General features: G+C 45.0%; 2 protein-coding genes. Both read right to left on the minus strand.

What is annotated here, in order from left to right; genetic code table 11:
• Positions 1-66: 66 nt before the first annotated feature.
• Positions 67-7,881: a bacitracin non-ribosomal peptide synthetase BacB gene (gene bacB, locus M1D59_RS13100; protein ID WP_458117458.1), complete on the minus strand. Its 7,815-nt coding sequence runs from the start codon at positions 7,879-7,881 to the stop codon at positions 67-69.
• Between the two features lie 116 nt (positions 7,882-7,997).
• Positions 7,998-23,762, minus strand: a complete 15,765-nt coding sequence (gene bacA, locus M1D59_RS13105) for a bacitracin non-ribosomal peptide synthetase BacA (protein ID WP_458117459.1) — start codon at positions 23,760-23,762, stop codon at positions 7,998-8,000.
• Positions 23,763-23,909 lie beyond the last annotated feature (147 nt).

The raw sequence follows: 23,909 nt of genomic DNA on the forward strand, positions 1-23,909 counted from the left end.
GGCCGCCCATTTTTAAGCAGCAGGTTAACCATTTCAAGGGGGCTTCTTTAGCTTTTTTCATGATGTCTAGCTGTCGATAGATTCATATTCATTTAATAATTCTTCAAGATCTTCCAACGAGAGTTTGTCATAACCGTAGTCAGAGGACGTTTTTTCGGTTTCATTTTTGCCCGTACAATGGCTGATGACCATTTGCAAACTTTCTTTGAATGCTTGATTCAATTCGCTGATCGTATCTGGAGAATACTCGTATTCGTTAAATGTCGTACTGATCATCAATTGCCTGCCGACAACAACTGAATCGATTTCAACAGAAGCATCTCTTGCACTTTTTTCTCCGATGCTTTGACCTGTTGAAAGCTTTGACGATGAAAATTGTTCAGTCGTCAGATCATGATCGAGCTCACCAAGATAATTGAATAAGATCGGAGGCTTTTCATCCTTTATAAGCCCTTCGTCTTTTCTCAAATACTTGAGGATGCCGTATCCAATTCCGTTATTCGGTATTTTCCGCAAAGTTTCTTTCACGATCTTAATCATCACAGACAAGTCTGTTTCATCTTCTAAGTCGATGAATACCGGATACATTGCGGTGAACCAGCCGACCGTTCTCGTAATATCCACATCTTGCAAAATATCATCTCTTCCATGGCCTTCCATAAGAATTTTCAGCCTGTTTTCCCCCGTCAGCTGCCTTGAGGCGATCAACAAAGCCGTTAAAAGGAGATCATTAATCTGCGTATTGTATGCTTTATGCGCCTCTTTCAGGAGCTGTTCCGTCTCCATTTGGCTGAGGGATATTCTGAGTGTTCTGCTATTTTCATAGTTATCATGTACCGCTTGGCGATGTTTAGGGAGGAATGCCATCTTTCCTTTGGATATCTCCCGCCAATATTCTTGTTCTTTCAGGAGCTTTTTGCTGCTTGCGTACTCAGCCAGTTTTTCGGAAAACGTTTTGTACGAATCCGTTTTATAACCGAGCTCTATCGGTTTGCCTTGCAGGGCTTGACCGTATGCCGCTTCAAAATCCTCGAACAATATTCTCCAGGACACGCCGTCTACCAAAAGGTGATGGATCGCAATCAGCAGATGGTCTCCCTCCGTTGTATTAAACACGCAGAGCTTGATCATTTTGCCCTCGCTGATGGATATGTCTTTTTGAATATTCGTCGCTATCTGATAAACAGTTTCCTCGAGATTTTTTTCCGTTTTCAAATCATAGACATTCAGATCGAAGACGCTGTCTTCCAAGCCGCGGTTATGCTGAATGATTTCACCGTTCTTCTCCCGATAGACCATCCGTAATGCATCATGGTGTTCTGTGAGTTTACGGATAACCTTTTCGACGATCCTTTCAGCAAACCCGTTTTCCCTGTAGAGCATAAACGCTTGATTATAATGGTTTTGCTCCCTTTGATTCGCTTCAAAAAACGACCTTTGCACAGGAGTCAGCGGCACTTGCCCTTGCACGATTTCGCTGGTGCGAGCTTTCGTTTCTTTTTTGACATATTTACTGAGGTGTCTGATGGACGGATTGGTAAACAGATCTTTAACCTGAAGCTTGAGATCGGCTCTTGATAATTTTGAAACGATTTGCAGAGCCTTAATTGAATCTCCCCCGATTTCAAAAAAATTATCGTTGATTCCGATTTTGTCCCTGTCCAGCACCTCCTGCCAAACAGCGGCCAGCTTTTCTTCCGTTTCATTGCGCGGCGCTTTATATCCGCTTGCCGCTATGGCGTCTCCGGCAGGTTCAGGAAGCGCTTTTCGATCGATCTTTCCGTTTGGCGTGAGGGGCATCTTGTTGATTTGAATAAAATAGGAAGGGAGCATATAATCCGGTAAATGATCGGACAAATATTCCCTCAGTTCATTTGCGTTTGTTTTCGCTCGAGCGACAATATAGGCGCACAGGTACTTATGTCCTTTCTTGTCTTCCCGGTCTATAACGACAGCTTCGCTGATGTTTTGATTTTCCAAAAGCTTCGTTTCAATTTCGCCTGTTTCTATTCTGAAACCGCGAATCTTGACTTGGTGATCGATTCTCCCGAGGAATTCGACATTTCCATCAGGCAGCCACCTTGCCAAGTCTCCCGTTTTATACATCTTCCCCCCGGCGGCAAAACGATTTGGAACAAACCTTTCCTTCGTGAGTTCCGGTTTGTTTAAGTATCCCCTCGCGACCCCTTCACCGCCGATGTACAACTCACCATAAACGCCGACCGGCTGCGGGTTTAATGAGGAATCCAATATATAAAATGCTGTATTGTCCAGCGGCTTTCCTATCGGCGTATTCGCAATCTCTGGAATCCGATCCAAAGCTTCTTCATAATAGCCGGAATCGACAGAAGCTTCTGTGACGCCATAGCTGTTGATGATTCTCATCCTTTGTCCGAACCGTTCAACGAGCCACTTATAATCTTTGATCGTGCAAGTGTCAGAACCCATGATCAACAGCTTCATGCTTGAAAGGTCAAGCTTGTGATGATCGATATATTTCATCAAAGGAATGATCAGGCTTGGCGTCGATTCCAACATATGAATGCCGTATTTGTTGATCATGTCATACAGCAGATTCATTTCCAGTTTGACATCATCCGGGACCATATACATTGTTCCGCCGTTGAGAAGACTGCGGCATAAATCTCCTGCGAATACATCAAACGACATGCTGGCAAGCTGGAGCAGGTTAACTGAAAATGCCAATTCATAGTGCTTTCTCCAAGTATAGTGGGCATGAATGATATTGCGGTGCTCGACCATCACGCCTTTCGGGTTTCCCGTCGTACCCGAGGTATAGATGACGTATGCCAAATCACCGGGGGAATTAAGATGCTCCAGATTGCTTCCATCCGTGTCGTAAGCATCGGCCTGATCGATTTGGATGATTTCTCCGGCAAAGCTGATGCTGCCAATAAGCTGATGCTGGGTCAGCAAAAGATCAGCTCCGCTATCCGTGATAAGATATTGGATGCGCTCTTTCGGAAGCCCCGGATCGATCGGCATGTACGCCCCGCCGGCCTTTAGAACCGCCAATATGCCTGTCACCATTTCCAACGAACGCTCCGCCATGATTCCGACTACTGACTCCCGCTGAACCCCTTTTTTCCGCAATGTTCTGGCCAATTGATTCGCTTTTTCATTTAATTCGCGGTATGTCAACATATGATCTTTGAAGACCGCCGCCGGATGATTCGGTGATTTTTCGGCCTGCTCTTCAAACAGCTCAGAAAAAATTCCCGACGGGTGTTCGGCGTTCGTATCATTAAATTGATACAGCACTGTGTTCCTTTGTTCCTCTGAAAGCATGCTGATTTCGTTTAACGGCTTCTGCGGATGATCGGAAATATCTCTTAGGATATTCACGAAATGCTGCGCCAGCGTTTCGGCGGTTTCTTTTTTATACAGCCTTGTGCAGAATTCCAGGTGAAACGTAATGACGCCTGCGGACTCTGCTGCTGCCAGCGACAAATCGAATTTTGAAATCTGAAACTCCAAATCAACGGGTTCAACATGCAATCCCTCTATATCAGGCTCTGCATCATCCAGCGCCTGCATATCAAACATTGTGTCAAATAAGGCATTTCTGCTGATGTCCCGTTCCAAATCTAATTTGTCTACGAGTTCATCGAAAGGATAATCTTGATTTTCATAGGCGTTAAACGTATTTTCTTTTACATCTTGCAAATACTCAATGAATGTCCTGCCGCCTTTCGGATGGTTTCTCATCGCAAGGGTGCCTACGAACATCCCGACCGTCTGTTCCAACTCCTCCCGGGTTCGCCCCGCAATCGGCGAACCGACAATGATATCTTCCTGTCCGGTGTATTTCGAAAGCAGTATTGTATACCCGGCCAACAGCAGCATATACATCGTGACTCCGTTTTCTTTCGCTGTTTTTTTCAGCTTATCCGTCAGCTCTCTTTCGATTGCAAATGCGATTCGATCTCCTTCATAGCTTTGCATTTGCGGCCTTGGAAAGTCTGTCGGCATGTTCAGAACAGGGATGGCGTCTTGAAAAACGGATAGCCAGTATTCTTCCTGTTTTTTCAACCGGTCTTTTTGACAGGACTCTCGCTGCCACTCGGAATAATCTTTATATTGGATCTTTAACGGTGCAAGTTCCTTTTCTTCATATAAAGCCGCCCATTCTTTCATCAAGATCCCGATTGATACGCCATCGGAAATGATATGGTGCATATCAAGCAGGAGAATGTGTTCGGCTGCGTTCACCCTCACCAGCTCCGCTCTCAGAAGAGGGGCTTTTTCCAGGTCAAACGGTCTGATAAATTGATTCATCCGTTCCCGAAGGCTGCAATTGTCAAGCTCCCGGTATTTCATTTCAAATGTGACCTCTTCGTTTATATTCTGAACGGGTTCGCCATTGATGGTCACAAAGGATGTTCTTAAGCTCTCATGTCTTTTGATTAGCGTTTTGAAGGCCTTCTCGGCCTTTTTCGTTTGGAGCCCACCTCTTATTTTCATCGCAAAAGGCATATTGTAGGCGGTTTGGCCTTCTTCGATTTGATTGAGGATGTACAGCCTTTTTTGAGCGGAAGAAAGCGGGTAGTATTCTTTCTTTTTCGCTTTTAGAATGTCGGATTGAACTTGTTTTTGTTTTTGTACGATATAAGCTGCGATGTCTTTAATCGTCGGATGGCTGAAGATTTCCTTTAGCGTCACTTCGACTTTTAATGCCGCTTGAATTTTCGCGGCCATTGAAAAAGCTTTTAACGAGTGTCCGCCGATGTCAAAGAAATGGTCGTTAATCCCGATCTGTTCCGCTGGCAAGATATCCTGCCAGATCGATAAAAGTAAGGCTTCCGTTTGATTGCGCGGGGCTTCGTAGCGGGCTTGGGCAAATGCCCCTCGATCCGGCTCCGGCAATGCCTTAAGATCAGCCTTTCCATTGATCGTGCGGGGAATTTGATCAAGCTTGATAAAGCAGGACGGAATCATATACTCCGGAAGGTCCTTCGCCAAACGTTCTTGAACCTGCTCAATATCTGCGTTTTTGTTATTGAATGCGATGTAGGCGCATAGATATTTGCTGTTTTCCTGATCTTCCTTCGCCACCACGATGGCTTCATTAATATCGTCGTTCATCAGCAACCGGTGTTCGATTTCTTCCAGTTCGATCCGATAGCCGCGGATTTTGACTTGGCTGTCGATTCTGCCTAAAAACTCGATGTTTCCGTCAGACAGCCATCTGGCTAAATCGCCTGTACGATATACTCTCTCGCCTGATTCGTCCAGCACAAAGGCCGCTTTTGTCAATGTTTCATGATTCAAGTATCCCCTTGCGACCCCTTCGCCGCCGATCAATAGTTCGCCCGGTACTCCAACCGGTTGCGGCCGGCCGTATTGATCTGCAATGTATACTTTATAATTGCTTAAAGGCTTGCCGATAGGAATGCTCGTTTTTTTGCGGTCTGCGCTGCTTAGTTGATAATAGGTTGCACAAACTGTCGCTTCCGTGGGACCGTAAGAATTGTAAACGTCGGCGCCTTTGATGATATTTTCGACGTACTCAAATTTTAATACGTCGCCTCCACTAATAAATTTCATCTGCGGATGAAAGGTTAAGTGCTGATTTTTATCGATTTCATTCAATAGAAGCGGGGAGCAGCTGACAAGTGTGACACGATGCTTCCCGATCGTTTTCACCAGTTCATCAATGTTCAGATCGCTTACTTTTCTGCTGATCACCAAGCGCCCTGAGCAAGCTAAAATAGGGTAGACTTCTTCAGAAAATGCATCAAATGAAAAGGATACGACTTGCAAAACTGTATCATCTTCGCTCAAAGGGATCCTTTTCGTAAAAGCATCAACATAATGAACGACATTGCGGTGAGTCGTCATGACACCTTTCGGCCTGCCTGAAGAACCCGAAGTATAAATTACATATGCCAAATCAGAAGCCTTATTGACATTTGGGAGATTTTCTTTGCTGAAAGATCGGGTGTCTTCGGCGGTTATCAGTTGACGCCCGTCTATTTTCGATTTAAAGGGCTCCTGGATGACGACCATATCAGCCCCGCTGTCTTCCAGCATATATTTGACTCTGTCCTCCGGATAATCCGGATCAATTGGCAGATAGGCTCCGCCGGCTTTTAAAATTCCGATAATTCCGATGATCATCTCGAGTGAACGGTCTGTCATGATCGCGACAATTGTATCCGGCTTTACGCCCTTCTCTCTTAAAAGCCAGGCCAATTGGTTGGCTTTTTCGTTCAGCTCTCTATATGTCAATTGCTGATCTTCGAATATAACAGCGGGGTGATCGGGTGTTTTTTCAGCCCGCTCTTCAAACAGCCGGCTGAGTGTCTTGTTTTTCGGACCATCTGTCTTCTCATGATTGAATGTATGTAAGATGATGTCTTTCTCCTCTTCCGACATCATCCTAATCTCGCTTAACGCCAGTTCAGGGTGATGAGCAGCGTCTTTTAAAACATTCAAAAAATGTCCGGCCATTCTTTCAATCGTTTCTTTTTTATACAGATCCGTGCAATATTGAAAATCAAATTTCAGGTTGTCTCCATGCAAAAATGCCGTCAGGCTTACATCGAATTTCGCGACATGAAATGGAATATCATACGTGTCAAAATGCCCCCCGCCGGCTTCAGATGCGAAATCATCCGCATGCTGCAGATCAAACATCGTATCAAACAGCGGATTTCTGCTCATGTCCTGTGTCAAGCCCAGATGTTCGATCAATGCATCAAATTGATAATCTTGATTTTCATAGGCGTTCAGCGTATTGTTTTTGACCGTTTGGACATATTCGCTAAATGTCATGTTCCCCGTTGGCCGGTTTCTCAGCGCAAGGGTGCCGACAAACATTCCGATTGTCCCGTTTAAATCGGCATGCGGTCTTCCGGCAATCGGCGAGCCGACAATGATATCCTCTTGTCCGGTGTATTTTGACAGCAGAATGGTGTAGCCTGCCAAAAGAAGCATGTACATTGTAACGCCGTTTCTTGCGGCTATCGTCTTCAGTTTTTTTGTGGTGTCCTGATCCAATTCCACAACCGTTCTGTTCCCTTGAAAGCTTCGGATTTTCGGTCTCGGAAAATCAAGCGGCATATTCAATACCGGAATGTCTCCCCGGAAGGTGTTAAGCCAATACGCTTCCTGCTTCTTCAACCGGCTCTGCTGCTCGATGTCTTTCTGCCACTCTGAATAATCTTTATACTGAACCGCCACCGGAGGTAATTCTTTGCCTTCACAGCAGTCGGCGAATTCCTTCATTAATATTCCGATAGAGATGCCGTCTGAAATGATATGATGCATATCAACGATCATCATATGCTCAGCTTCATCCACTTTTACGATTTCCGCTCTTAAAAGCGGGGCTTTTTCTAATTGAAAAGGTTTGATGAAACGGCTGATTTTCTCCTGAATGCTTTGATCCCCCAACTCGCTGTATTCAAGTCGGAACTCGGCTTCCTGTTCGATTTTCTGCACCGGTTCGCCATCGAGCATGACAAAAGAAGTTCTTAACGATTCATGCCTTTTGATGAGCGCTTTCCATGCCTGTTCAATTCGGCTGATTTGAACTTCACCGTTTATTTTTACAGCCAGCGGCATGTTATAGGCCGTTTTGCTGTCATCAAGCTGATTTAAAATGAACATCCTTTTTTGTTCTCTTGACAAAGGATAGGTTCCGCTTTTAGACGGCGCCGCTTTCGGAAAGCTTCGCTCAATGTCCGTTTCGCACGCTTCCAGCGCGGCGATGATGTCTTCTTTATACCGCTTGATTTGCTGTTTTAAGTCAGCCGTCAATAATTCTTGAGGACCGATGATTTTGATTTTGCCCTTGTTATGGTATAAGGTGATATTTTTCTTTTTCAAATCATTTATGAAGTCCATTATGCTCATACTCATCTCACTCCATTCGTCAGACTTGCGGCCAATATCAGTATCGTTTTTTTGCGGAAAATGGGGCAGCTGTACAATCTATCATTTCAAATGATAGATTGTACAGTGCAATTCCATCACACTTCCTCTTCCGCGTACTCCTCACTAACGGCCGATTCGGCTTCAGCGGTTAATACAAAACGCGCTAATGATTTTGCAGTCGGATGTTTAAAGAACGTGCTGATCCTCATATTAAGGCCAAACGTTTTGTTAATGGAATGAACAGCTTGCATCGCTTTCAGCGAATTGCCCCCCTTGTCGAAGAAATGGCAGGAAATACCCATCCGCTCTGTTCCGAGTACGTCCTCCAAGATGGAAATGATGCGCTGTTCGACATAATTTCTTGGCGCTTCGTACTCTGCTTCAGTTCCTGCGCTTCTGTCCGGCTCGGGCAGGGCTTTTCTGTCCACTTTCCCGTTTTTGGTGAGCGGCAGCTTGTCCATTTTCACGAAATAGGCGGGAATCATGTATTCCGGGAGCTTTTCACCTAAAAACCCTTTCAGCTCATCAAGGGAAATCTCGCGATTTGCCGTGATATAAGCGCAAATGTACGGGCGGTTCTCTCCGTCTTCTCTGACGGTAACGATCGTCTCGTTGATGTCTTCATGCATCTCCAACCGGCTTTCGATTTCGCCGAGTTCGATCCTGAAACCGCGGATTTTCACCTGATGGTCGATTCGGCCGATGAATTCGATATTGCCGTCAGGCAGCCATTTCGCTAAATCGCCCGTCTTGTACAGCCTTTCTCCCGGAATGAACGGATGCGGGATGAATTTTTCCGCCGTCAGTTCCTCGCGCTTTAAATATCCTTTGCTTAAACCGTCGCCTGCGATGCACAGCTCTCCGGGAACCCCGATCGGCACGAGCTTGCCGGCTTCATCCATGATCAAGACTGACGTATTCGCCAGCGGGCTGCCGATCGGGATTGTATCGGCTTTTTCATCTATTTCATTGATGAAATAATATGTCGCATATACCGTGCTTTCCGTCGGGCCGTAAACATGAATCAATTTATCCCGGCCGACATGATCCAGCACTTTTCTCACATGCGGTATCGACGCTCTCTCCCCGCCGAAAAGGATTTTCCGCAGCTTGGCAAGGCAGCCGATATTGATGTCGGCGAGCGTATTGAACAGCGCTGTCGTAATGAACATCACGCTGACTCGTTCTTTCTCAATCACTTCGGCCAACTCATGTGTATTCAAGACCGTCTCTTTTTCGATCAGGACGAGTGAGGCTCCGTTTAAGAGAGCGCCGAAGATGTCGAACACCGATCCGTCAAACGAATAGTTGGACAGCTGGAGAATGGCGTCATCTTCTGTGATGTCGATATAATTGGTATTTTGAACGACTCTCGCCGCACTGTAATGCGGGATGACCACTCCTTTTGGTGTTCCGGTTGAGCCGGACGTGTAGACGATGTACGCTGTATCGCTTGAGCAATTCACACGCGGAAGATTCTCTCCGCTTAGTAAGTGCAACTCGTCCGAACGCAAATCAACGGTTTTTATATCAAATGGTTGAAGAAGCGAATCTGTTGTTACTAACAATGCCGCACCGCTATTTTCCAACATATAATCGATTCTGTCCCTAGGCGTTTCAGGATCGATCGGCAGATACGCACCTCCCGCTTTTAAAATGCCAATGATGCCGATGATCATCTCAAAGGAGCGGTCCGCGATGATCGCGGCAATCGAGCCTCTCCCGATCCCTTTTTCCCTGAGGAGTCTCGCGGTTTGGTTTGCTTTCTTATTCAGCTCTCTGTAGGTCATGCGCTGAGCACCGAACACAAGAGCCGTCTGGTCAGGCGTCTTCATGGCCTGTTCCTCAAAAAGCTCATGAAGCGTCTTGTCTTTCGGGTAATTCGTTTTTGTGTCGTTGAATATGTGTAAAATTCTGTGTTTTTCTTCTTTTGACACAAGGTTGATGTCTCGTAATGTTTGTGTCTCATCTTCCGCCACTTGTTCTGCGACGGTGATGATATGCTTTTCTAATGTTTCGATGATGGTGTCGTCATACACATTTTCATTAAATGTCAATTTGAGTTTCAGCTGCTCATTTTCTAAAACGCCGGTCAGATTAAAATCATAGTTGGTTTGTTCTTTTCCATGAACACCTTCCAGTTCAAAACCGCTTTCCCCGGATTGGCTTCTGAACAGCTCTTCATCAAACGCATAATTTTGAAAGGCCATGACATGGGTGATCAGCTCTCTTTTCATTTCACTCAGTTCCTGAATTTCCGATAAACTCATATAGCTGTATCGATTGCTTTCGATAGACTCGGCTTGTGTTTTCTTTAACACCTCTTTAAATCTTCTTGCGCCTTCAAAGCTGACACGGGTCGGTATTGTATGAATAAACAAGCCGACCATCTCTTCGATGCCGTCAACAGGAGCCTCCCGCCCCGAGACGACGGTTCCGAATACGACTTCATCGGTATCGTTGTATTTGGCTAGAATCATGCCCCAAATTCCTTGAAGAACCGTATTGATGGTGACATGATGCGTCTTGGCGATCCGGGTGATTTTCGTTGTCAGTTCTTTTGAAAACGATATGACTTTTTCTTTGCCGCCATATTCTTCTGACGTTGCGCCGCGATTGAACGCCGGAAGTTCAGACCGCGACTCATACCCTTTTAGATAATCCTTCCAGTATGCCGCCGCTTCTTCTTTATCTTGTTCTTCCAGCCATTTGATATAGTCTCCATACGGCTTCGGCTCTTTTAATCGGCGGGATTCACCTTTCATTATTTTTCCATATAGACTGAACAGCTCGCTCAAAACAATACCCAGACACCAGCCGTCCAGGAGGATGTGGTGATGACTCCAAATCAGCCGATACGATTCGTCATTCATTCTGATCAAACAAACCCTCATGAGGGCTTCACTGCTCAGATCAAAGCCTTTTTCCTGATCTTCTTTTAAATATGTTTCTATGAACCTATGCTGGCGAGTCCGATTTTCGCCTGTCAGATCTATTGATGCGAAAGGCGTTTTCCGTTCTCTAGCTATAATCTGTCTCGGTTCGGATGTGATTTCATATTCAAAAGACGCCCTTAAGATTTCATGCCTCTTCACGATCTCGTGAAAGCTTTCTTCTAAAATGTCCGGATGGACACGTCCTTTTAATTCGATGACAATTTGCTGGAGGTATGCCCCTGATGTCTGATCCATAGCGTTATGAAATAGCATTCCTTTTTGCATGTTGGCCAGCGGATAGATCTTTTCGATTTGAAAAGCGCTGTACTTATCTTTAATACGCTCCAGCTCTTCAAGACCAAGTGAGACATCGCCATAATCGGAAGGCGTCATGTCCGATCCTTCTTTATCAACGCAATGATCGACGATCTTTTCCAGGTTTTCTTTGAATGATTGATTGAGTTGTTCGATTGCGCTTGTTTGGTATTGGTCCTGGTTGAACGTCGTATAGATTGTCAATTCGCCGTTTAAAGAGATCGCATTCATTTCGACGGCGCAGTGCCTAGCGATTTTTCCGCCGATGCTTTCGCCCGGTGAAAATGGCGACTGGGAAAATACTTTTCTATTCATATCATTGTTCATTTCTCCAAAATAGTTAAAAGAAAGCGGAGCCTGAGTTTGTATTTTCTGAAGCTCTTCTGTCATGTATTTTAAAACGCCGTAGCCGATTCCTTTATTCGGTATTTTTCTCAACGTTTCTTTAACCATTTTGATATTTTGCGATATTTCTTTTTCTTCTCCCAAATCGATAAAGACCGGATAAACCGTCGTAAACCAGCCGATCGTTCTCGTGATGTCAACACCGTCTAAGATGTCCTCCCTGCCGTGCCCTTCCATCATGACCTTCAATTTGTTTTCTCCGGTGATATCCCTGACTGCGGAGATTAATGCCGTCAGCAAAATATCGTTGATTTCCGTGTTGTAGGCTTTGTTTGCGTTTCGCAAAAGTTTTGCTGTCACGTCTGGGCTGATTCTGATGCACAAGGTCGCGCTGTGTTCAAACGTGTCTCGTTCAAGCTTTTCAGCAGGAATAAATGGAGCATCCGCTTCCAGGGCCTTTTGCCAATACTCCCTTTCCTTTAACAGCCTGCGGCTTTGGGCATACTTCTTCAATTGACGGGCGAACTCTTGGTATGAATCCGTTTTGTATCCGATGTCGAGAGGTTTGCCTTTCAATGCCTGAAGGTACAATGTTTCAAAATCCTCGAACAAAATTCTCCACGATACGCCGTCAACGACAAGATGATGGATCGCAATGAGCAGGTGATCGCCCTCATCAGCCCGGAAGATGCCAAGATGAACGAGTTTTCCTTTTCTAATCGATGATTTTTTTTGAATGCCTGTCGCCAGCTCAAACACCTTTTCCGCTTGATTGTCAAGGCCTCTTACATCATAAACATCCAGGTCGAACAAGTTTTCACGATAGCCTCTGTTGTATTGAATGATGTCTCCGTCTTTTTCTTCATAGATCATTCTTAACGCGTCATGCTGCTCCAGTATTTTATTGAAGGCTGTTCTGACGAAGTTTTCGTCATAGCCGTCTTTTCTAAAGAGCATAAATGACTGGTTGAAGTGGTCAAGCTCCTCTTTGTTGTTCGCAAAATATCTCTTTTGGATAGGAAGCAGTTCCGTCTCACCTGTAACGGGTTTGTTATGTTTGCGATGTCTCGTTTCTTCTGTGATCAATCGGCTGAGATCCTTTATTTTCGGATTGGCGAACAGCGCCTTCATCTCAAGTTTCAGGTTCATCTTTGCCAGCCTGGAAACGATCTGGAGCGCCTTGATCGAGTCTCCCCCTGCCGCAAAGAAATGGTGGCTGATCCCGATGTCCTCGGCACCGAGAATCTCTCTCCAGACTTGCACGAGTTTTTGTTCGATTTCATTTCGGGGCGGATCGTACCGAGTTCCTTCTATTAAATTGCCGTCCGCCTCAGGCAGTGCGCTTCTATCCACTTTACCGCTTGGGGTGCGCGGGAGCCTGTCAAGCTTAACAAAATAGGACGGAATCATATAATCAGGCACTTCCCTTTCAAGAAATTGTCGGACATTAGCTGCAGGCAATTCCTGATCAGACGCGAAATAGGCGCATAAATAGCTGTTGCCGTTTTGATCCTTTCCTGAGATCACCGCCGCTTCTTTAATCTTCTCATGTGACAAGAGCTGCTGTTCCACTTCGCCAAGCTCTATTCGATAGCCGCGGATTTTCACTTGATGATCGGCGCGTCCCAAAAACTCAATCTGTCCATCAGGAAGCCACATCGCCAAATCTCCGGTTTTGTACATTTTTTTGCCCGGCTCAAATGGATGGTCGACAAACTTTTCCGCCGTAAGCTCAGGTCTGTTTACATACCCTCTGGCAACCCCTTCGCCTGCTATGCATAGTTCTCCGGCAATCCCAACCGGCAGAGGGTGGAGGTCTTTGTCCACAATATAGATGCTTGTATTGAGAAGCGGTCTGCCGATCGGAATGGACGGTGTTTGCGGCACTTTTCCCGATTCGATTTGATGTGAAGCAGCATCAACACAGCACTCTGTCGGGCCGTATACATTCGTGATATTGCATGACAGATTCGGGAATTTATGAAATAGGCCGCCTATGACATCAGGTGTTAAAGCATCTCCGCCGACAATCAATTCCTTCAGATCGAATTCGAGTTCCGTTTTGTCTACATACGCCAGCATGTTTAAATGAGCAGGCGTCATGTCCGATACATTGATGTTGTTTTTCGAATAATACTCAATTAAACTCATCGCATCCCAAGCTGTCTCGCGCGGGACGATGCAAAGGGTATGCCCGAAGAGAAGCGCTGCGAATATTTGTTTGACAGAGGCATCAAATATATAAGGCGCAACCAGTGCTACATTTAAATGAGCATCGAGATGATGGTAAATTCTTTCATTTAATCCATGAACAAGATTGTTCACACTATGATGCTCGATCATGACGCCTTTCGGTTTTCCAGTGGATCCCGATGTATAGATGACATATGCCAAATGCTCCGGCTTGATGTCATGCTTAAGGTTTTCCACGTGGTCATTTTGTCCGGTTTGATCAATCCGGATGATGTCTCCGGCATAAGCTTCACCCAGATCCACATCGCCTGCCGCGCATAATACGCTGACATCGCTGTCTTTTAACATGTAGCTTATTCTTTCCTGCGGATACGCCGGATCGATTGGCAGATAGGCTCCGCCAGCTTTCAAAATACCCATAATACCGACGATCATTTCGATTGACCGTTCTGTGAGAATCCCTGCTATCACATCAGGGCCTACTCCTTTTTGACGCAAGGTGAAAGCCAGGCTGTTCGCCCTTTCATTCAGCTCCCTGTAAGAAATCGTTTCATCCCCGAAGGCAACCGCCGGATGATCAGGCGTTTTTTCCGCCTGCTTTTCAAACAGCTCCGGTATCGTCATCTCTTTGCAGAACACACCGTCTGTTCGGTTAAAATCATACAGAACCCGATGTCTTTCACCCTTTGTCAGGACATCTATCTGATTGATGGCAATGTCCGGATGATCCGCCGCTTGTTCCAACAAGCTGATCAGGTGTTCAGATAGTCTTTCCATTCTTTCCTTGTTGAATAGCGTCGTTGAATACTCAACTTCCAATCTTAATCCGTCTGCCGCTTCACTCGCAGTCACTGTGATGTCAAACTTGGAAATGCCGCGCTTGATCTCCACCAGCCTGCTTCTCAGCCCCTCTGCTTCAAACGGCTTTACGTCTGTGTTATGGTACACGAGCATCGTATCAAAGAGCGGGTTTCGGGCCATGTCCCGTTTGATGTTTACTTTTTCTACAAGCTCTTCAAACGGATAATCCTGGTTTTCATAAGCCTGAAGCGTGTTTTCTTTTACCTCTTGCAAATAATGTCTGAAAGTCTTTTTCCCTTCCGGATGGTTTCTGATCGCCAAGGTATTGACAAACATGCCGATGAGATGTTGAATATCCTCATGATTTCTCCCTGCAGCCGGAGTCCCGACGATGATATCTTCCTGACCTGTATATTTGGAAAGCAGTGCTGTATAACCGGCCAACAGAAGCATGTACATCGTAACGCCGTTTTCTTTCGCCATATGCTGAAGCTTGCGGAATGTTTCACTTTCGATTGCTGCAGTGACGGTGTCACCTTCAGAGCTTTTCGTCAGCGGCCTTTTATGATCTGTCGGGAGATCAAGGACCGGGATATCGCCTTTATACGTCTTCAGCCAGTATTCTTCCTGTCTTTTCAGCTCCTCGGTGCGGGCATGGCTATTTTCCCATTCTGCGTAATCTTTATATTGAATATCGAACGGTTCCAGTGATTTCCCTTCATACAGTGCTCCCAGCTCTTGAATGAAGATGTCGGTGGACACGCCATCGGAAATGATATGGTGCATATCGAACATCAGCAAGTGCTCACGTTCATTCACTTTGACGACCTCCGCCCTTAAAAGCGGTGCTTTTTCCAATTGAAACGGCCTGATAAAGCTTTTGATTTTTTCTTCGGCACTTTCTTTGCCGATGTCACTGTATGCGACTTGAAAATCGATCTCGTTTTCAATCTGCTGCATCACTTCACCGTCGATCATGACAAATGAAGTTCGAAATGATTCATGTCTTTTAATCATATTTTTGAATGTATTCTCAAATCGGCGGATATCAAAATCGCCTTCGAGCGTCATGGCAAAAGGCATGTTATATGCAACATGACTGCCTGCTTGAGAAAGGATATAGAGCCTTTTTTGCGCTGAAGACAATCGGTAATATGGTTTTTCTTCCGTTTTTCCTAACGATGTAAAAGTACTTTCCTTCGCCGCACCGATATATTCCCTCAGCCCTTTAATCGTCGGGGTATCGAATATTTGTCTTAAAGGCAGCTTGACATTCAGTTCTTTATGAATAGTTGATACCAAAGCGGCGGCTTTAAGCGAATGCCCGCCGGCTTCAAAGAAGCTGCTGTTGATTCCGATTTTATTGATTCCTAAAGCCTCTTCCCATATGGAAACAAGTTTTTCTTCCATCTGATCCCGCGGCGCTTCATAGCAGCGATCCATTGTGATGCTCCGTTCCGGAACCGGAAGGCTTTTCTTGTCCACTTTTCCATTCACGGTAAGCGGCAGCCCGTCAAGCTGGACAAAGTGCTGAGGAATCATATAATCCGGAAGGCTTTTCTTTAAAAACGCTCTGATCTTTTCCTGTTCGACTTCCTTTTTAGCCGTTACATATGCACAAAGATACGGGTCATGATCTCCGTCTTCTCTTGCGATGACCGCCGCTTCTTCAATCTTTTCATATTTAAGCAGCTGGTTCTCGATCTCGCCGGGTTCGATCCGATAGCCGCGAATCTTAACCTGCAGGTCAACCCGTCCCAGAAACTGAATGTTTCCATCTGGCAGCATTTTGGCAAGATCACCTGTGCGGTACATTCTTTCCCCGGGTACAAATGGATTTTCGATGAATTTTTCCCGAGTCAATTCCGGTCTATTTACATACCCGCGGGCCAGCCCTTCCCCCGCGATGCAGAGCTCGCCGCTGGCTCCGAGCGGACAAAGCTGCAGGTCTTTGTTCAATATATACACTTTGACGTTATCGATCGGTTTTCCGATCGGAATATTTTGATACGATTTGTCGATTGGAAAACTTGTAGCAACGACTGTATTCTCCGTCGGTCCGTAGTTGTTTACGATTTGATAGCTTTTTTCTTTAAAGACGTTTAATTTATCTCCGCCCGTTAACAGCGTTCTTAACGAATGATTGTCAAGCGCTGTAAATTGTTCGCAGACTGGTGTCGGCAAAAAGCTGATCGTAATATGATGGTTATGAAAATACCGGTTCAGCTTTTCAACATCCAGCCTTGTCTCCTGATTGAGGACATGAACGGTGGCTCCCGCTGTTATATAAGGGAACAGCTCCCATCCAAAAGCGTCGAAGCTGATGCTCGCATAAATCGAGCTGTTGTCGTTTTGTCCGACTTCAAAACAGGATTGATGCCAGCGGCACAAGTTGATCAATGATTGATGCTCGATCATCACGCCTTTTGGCTTTCCTGTTGAACCCGACGTATAGATGACATATGCAAGGTCGCCGCTTTGATTGACATTGTCAATGTTTGACCGATCCTGCCCGGCAATCCTCTCATCATCCATATGAATCAACTCGATCGATTCCGCCGTAAGCTCCTCGGCCAGCGGAACGTCAGAGATGATGACTTTGACTTCACTGTCAAAAGCCATGTATCTCATCCGCTCCAGAGGATACTCAGGATCAATCGGCAAATAGGCGCCGCCTGCTTTCAGCACACCGAGAACCGCTGCAATCATATCGGACGACCGCTCCATCACGATCCCGACGAGCGTATCCGGCTTGACACCTTTTTCTCGCAACAGCCTTGCCACTTGATTTGCTTTTTCATTCAACTGTCGGTACGTCAGTTTTTGATCTTCAAAAACAACCGCAGTGTGATCTGGTATTCGATTCACCTGCTCCTCAAACAGCTGGTGGATTGCTTTTCCTTTTGGATATGCCGTCTTTGTATGGTTGAAGGACTCTAAAAGTGTCCGTTTTTCTTGACGGGATATCATATCGATTTGATGTAAAGTAACATCAAGGTTTTCTGAAACTTCCTCTAAAATCCTGAAATAATCTTCCGCTATCTTTTGAATCGTCTCTTCCTTGAAAAGGTTTGTCGAATATTCAATGTTCAATACGATCTTTTGTTCAAAATCCAACACATTAAAGATCATGTCAAATTTTGCATTGTCCAGTTCAAAGATGATCGGACTCAGCTTGACATCGCCTTTCTGTTTGGTAAACATCCTGGCATCTTCCAGAACAAACATCGTGTCGAACAAAGGATTGCGGTTAGACTCCCGTACACCATTGAGTTTGCGGATCAAATCATCAAACGGATACTCGGAATTGTCAAAGGCCGCTATCGTACGCTCTTTCGTCTGCTGCAAAAATTCTTTAAAGCTGTTGGAAGTATCAATCTCGTTCCGCAAAGCAAGTGTATTTACAAAAACGCCGAATACATCTTGTAGATCAGGATGCAGCCTTCCCGCAGCAGCCGTTCCGACAACGATATCTGTTTGATTTGTATATTTATTTAAAAGCACATAATATGCGCTCAGCATCACCGTATAAAGAGTTGTTCCGGTGTGTTTCGCCAGCTTCCTTATATGATCTGACAGCTCCCGCTCCATTTCCAAAAACACGCTGCTTCCTTCAAACGTGTCGATATGATGACGTTTATAGTCATAAGGAAAGTCCAGCTTTGACGGTATATCGCGATAAACGTCAAGCCAATAAGCTTCCTGCTTTTTCATCGCGGCTGATTGATTAAATGTATGATTCCATTCCACATAATCTTTATATTGCACATTTACTTCCGGCAATGGCACATTGCTATAAAGTTCCAATATTTCATTCATCAGGATCCCTTGAGAAACCCCGTCACTGATGATGTGGTGAAAATTTATGACCAGTATATGCCTATTATCGTCGATTTTGATCAGCTTGGCCCTCATAAGAGGCGGCCGGCTCAAATCAAAAGGCTTAATGGATTCTTTACAGTACCTGCTTGTGATCTCCATTAAAGCATGCTGATCTGTAATTGAAGCGTCTAAGCACTCGTATTCGAGGCGGAATTCGACATTCTCATAAATTTTTTGGATGAGTTCATTGTTTTGAATTTCAAACCCGGTTCGCAAAACTTCATGTCTTTGCAAAAATGTCTTCAATGCGTTTTCAAGCTGTATGGCGTTTATCCGGCCTTCGACAAGAAGGGCCATCGGAATATGGTAAGCTCCCCTTTCATTTTCCAGCATCGACAGCATATACATTCTTTGTTGGGCAGGGGATGTCGGATAATACTCTTTTTCGTGAGCTGTTTGAATCGGATGTTCCATATCGCTTTCTTCTCTGTTTTTCAAATAGTGGTCCAAAGCGATGATTGAATCATTTTTAAAGATTTCGCTGATCGGCATCTCAACATTCATTCGTTTGTTGATTTCCGTGATGATGGATATCGCTTTGAGTGAGTCTCCGCCGATTTCATAATAGCTGACATGAAGATTGATGCTGTCTAGGCCAAATATATCTTTCCAAATCTCCAGAAGCATGGCTTGTGTTTCATTCTCCGGCAGCATCGATCCGCCTCGTTGACCTTCATCTGCGGTATGCTGTTCAGCCAAGTCATGGAGCGTGCGCTTATCGACTTTTCCGTTTACAGTTAACGGGATTTTGTCAATTTCCACGAATTTCGCAGGAATCATATAGTCAGGCAGCGTTTTTTGCAAAAATTCCTTTACATCTAATTGGCTGATCGCGTTCTCTGCTACAACAAAAGCGTATAAGTTTTTGATTCCATCCGGACTTGTGTAATCAATAACCGATGCCTTCGTAATCTCCTGATGGCTTACGAGAGTATTTTCAATTTCCCCCATTTCCACTCTGTAGCCTCTGATCTTCACCTGGCTGTCTTTTCTTCCGAGAAACTCTACATAACCGTCCTCTTTCAAGACGCCATAGTCACCCGTTTTATAGATGTAACCTAATTCCTGATGATGGATAAATGAATGATCCGTTTTTTCTTGATCATGAATATACCCGCTTGCTACCCCTGCTCCGCCTATGTACAGCTCTCCTTCGACACCGACGGGACATAATTGTTTATTCTGGTTCAATACGTATATTTTTTGATTGGCCAGCGGTTTTCCATAAGGAATGCTTTTCCAGTCTTCCTCTACTTTTTGAATCGGATAGTAGATCGACCAGATCGATCCCTCTGTTGCGCCTCCCAAACTAATCACTTCTGCGTTTTTAAACGTCTTCTTTATGGTTGCAGGCAGCTGAAGCGGTATCCAGTCTCCGCTTAGCAGGATGAGTCTGAGATGATGATTGAGCTCGTTGGCCGGGTATACATCGGCCGTCATTCCCATAATCGCCGGAACAGAATTCCAAATTGTAATCCGTTCTTTTTCGACTGTCTCTTTCAGACTGAATACATCCCTTTGGTCATCAATGATGACAAGTGACGCCCCGCTGCTTAAAGCGCCAAACACGTCATAAACAGATAAATCAAAGCACAATGAGGAAATGCCCATTATGTTATCTTGTTCTGTGACGTTGAATTTTTCATTGATATCGAGAATGGTATTCGCTGCGGCACCATGCGTAATCTGAACGCCTTTTGGCTTGCCTGTGCTTCCTGACGTAAAGATGACATATGCCATGTCATCCAAATCGACTTTTCGGTCAACCGGCGCTTTTGAGAAGCGCTCGATATGTTCTTTGTCATACACGTCATGGCTGATGAAGAATTTGCAGTTGCTTTTTGATTGGATATACGCCTTTCTTTCTTCTGGATAATCCGGATCGAGAGGGATATAAGCTGCTCCAGTCTTCAATACAGCCAATAAATTGACAATCGTCCCCAGGCTTCTTTTGCCGATGACACCGATATAGTCGCCCCTTTCAACCCCTTTTCCAATGAGAAATCTTGCGACCTGGTTGGATTTTTCGTCAAGCTCCTGATAGGTCATCACCTCATCATGATGCTTGAGTGCCACTCTGTCAGGTCCATGTTTAACCTGGCCGGTAAACAATTCGTGCAAGGGCTCGGTATCGAAAGATTGATCTGTGTCATTATAGGCGCTGATCATCTGGCGGCTTTTTTCATTTATTTGGATGGTTGAAACGTCCTCGCCGGATACGGCTTTCTGGATGACTGCGATATACTCGTCAAACATCGATTCAATTACTTCATGTTCAAAAATTTGCTCCACATAGTCCCATGTAATATAAAGGCCGCCGTTTATTTCATATACTTGGTTGTCAATGTATACTTGCGACGTTCTCGTGCTAAAGAAATGAATGTTGTCAAAATCGACAAGACTGTCAAATGAGTCGTCGGGATTTTCACTCAGCACGCTTGTGAATACGATCGGCATGACCGCTTTTTTATTCATGCCATTCTTTTTGGCGATGTTTCTAATCACATCAACTCCGTCATAATGTCTGTGTTCCAGTGCTTCTAAAAGCGTGTCCTGAACATTTAAAGCAAATCTCCAGAAAGAGCTCGTGTTTTCTTCGGCATGGATGTCCAGCAGCATTAAAGAGGTAAAATCTCCGATCATGTTTTTGACATCCGGATGAAACGGGATTCTGTTAAATACGGTTAAATTGATAGCAAAGTGGTTTTGCCGGCTCCAATAAGCTAAAATATAGGCATATGCAGCACAAAGGACTGAGGTCGGCGTGAGATGATAATGCCGGGCTTTCTTTTTTAATTCATTCCATGTATGTCCATCCAAAAACGTTGAAAACTTCTTGAACGAAGGTTTCGCTACATGGGCTGGATCTGATTTAAGAGGCAGCTCAGGCGCACTTGGAAAATGATCCAGTTTATCCAGCCAATATTTTTGGTCTTTTTGATATCTGCTTGTTTGCTTAAAATCGATCGAGGCCAAAACATAATCTCTGAAGCTGTATGCTAGTGAAGGCAGTTTGAGGCCGGGGTTTTCATATAGTTGTTTAAACTCCCTGATTAATCGTTTCATACTGCTGTCATCGCAAATGAGCGGGTCCACATTGAGGAAAAAATATTTTTTCTCTCCCGGCAGCATAAACGTTTTGAGTTCAAACAAAGGCCATACACTTGGATCAATGATCTTTGATGTCATCTTCTCCCGCTGTTCTAAAATTCTGGCGTTGATTTCTTCTTCTGTGAAACCTCTTAAATCCTGAGTTTCGATTGTATAACGTTGTGTTGCTTCGAGAATTTTTTGCGTTCCGTTTTCAAATACGATCGTGCGGAGAATCGGATGCCTGTCAATCAATTTTTGCAGTGTCAGCTGAAATCGATTCAAATCGACATCAGCTTCAAATTCGACAGTTAAATTCGTAGCGACTCCGCCGATTTCGAACGACTCATCTCTTCCAACTAAATAAGCCAGCTGAATGCCTGTAAGCGGGAATGTTTCATGGATATTTTCCGGATCGGCAGCCCTTGTCACGAAGCCGTCTCCCTTGTCTTCTTGTTGATTAGCTTCGATAAAAGCGCTCAATTCCTTTATGGTCGCAAGCTTAAATAGCTGATGCAGGGGAATTTCAACATTCATTTTTTCCTTTATTTTGGCGATGAGCTCCATCGCATGCAATGAATGTCCGCCCATTTGTGCAAAATGATCATGAATGCCCGCTTTTTCAACGTGCAAAACATCCTGCCAAACAGCTGCCAGCTTTTCTTCCGTTTCATTTCGCGGCGCTTCATATTCGTTTTCCGCCCCCGCCGTTCTGTCCGGCTCAGGCAGGGCTTTTCTGTCCACTTTCCCGTTTTTGGTGAGGGGCAGCTTGTCCAATTTGACAAAATATGCGGGGATCATGTAGTCCGGAAGCCTTTCACCTAAAAATCCTTTCAGCTCATCAAGGGAAATCTCATGATTTGCCGTGATATAGGCGCAAATGTACGGGCGGCTTTCTTCGTCTTCCCGGACGATGACGATCGTCTCATTGATGTCTTCATGCATCTCCAGCCGGCTTTCGATTTCGCCGAGTTCGATCCTGAAACCGCGGATTTTCACCTGGTGGTCGATTCGGCCGATGAATTCGATGTTGCCGTCAGGCAGCCATTTCGCTAAATCACCTGTTTTGTACAGCCTTTCTCCCGGAATGAACGGATGCGGGATGAATTTTTCCGCCGTCAGTTCCTCGCGGTTTAAATATCCTTTGCTTAAACCATCGCCTGCGATGCACAGCTCTCCGGGAACCCCGATCGGCACGAGCTTGCCGGCTTCATCCATGATCAAGACTGACGTATTCGCCAGCGGGCTGCCGATCGGGATTGTATCGGCTTTTTCATCTATTTCATTGATGAAATAATATGTCGCATATACCGTGCTTTCCGTCGGGCCGTAAACATGAATCAATTTATCCCGGCCGACATGATTCAGCACTTTTCTCACATGCGGAATCGACGCTCTCTCCCCGCCGAAGAGGATTTTTCGTAAATTCGACAGACAGTCGACATGAATATCTGCAATCATGTTGAATAGTGCCGTCGTAATGAACATCACGCTGACCTTCTCCTCATTGATAGCGCTTCCAAGTCTATTGATGTTCAATAACGCTTCCTTCTCAATCATGACCAGCGACGCTCCGTTTAATAAAGCGCCGAAGATGTCGAACACTGATCCGTCAAACGAATAATTGGACAGCTGGAGGATCACGTCGTCTTCTGTGATATCGATATAATTGGTATTTTGAACGACCCTTATGACACTGTAGTGCGGGGTGACGACGCCTTTTGGCGTTCCCGTGGAACCTGATGTGTAGATAATATAGGCGGTATCGCCGGAATCATTGACAGAACTGAGCGGTTCTTTACTGAATCCATCTGAAGCCTTTTTGTCCAGCTGAACGATGTCAGCCTCACAATCGATTCCGTCTGCCGCTTTTCCTTGCGTTAGCAGCACCGCGGCTTTCGTGTCGCTGAGCATGAAGGCCATTCTGTCTTTCGGCGTTTCAGGGTCGATCGGCAGATACGCACCTCCCGCTTTTAAAATGCCAATGATGCCGATGATCATTTCAAAGGAGCGCTCCGCGATCATCGCGGCAATCGAGCCTCTGTCGATCCCTTTTTCCCTGAGAAGTCTCGCAGTTTGGTTTGCTTTTTCATTCAGCTCTCTGTAGGTCATGCGCTGAGCACCGAACACAAGAGCCGTCTGGTCAGGCGTCTTCATGGCCTGTTCCTCAAAAAGCTCATGAAGCGTCTTGTTTTTTGGATAATCGGTCTTTGTGTTGTTAAAATGTAGGATCAGTTCTTTTTCATTCTCTGTCATTTTGTGAAATACCCCATTTTCTAATGAATGTTTAGCAACCATATAAAAATTCTCCTTTTTGATAAAATATTCACCATAATATTGGTCTGTAGTTGCTCTTTTACCGATTTTTTATTGAACCTCCGTCTTGTGAAAACAGATTATCAAAAATAATCATTATTTTCCATGGGAATATTGTTTAATAATGGT

This window comes from Bacillus sp. PK6-026 (genome assembly GCF_054161455.1).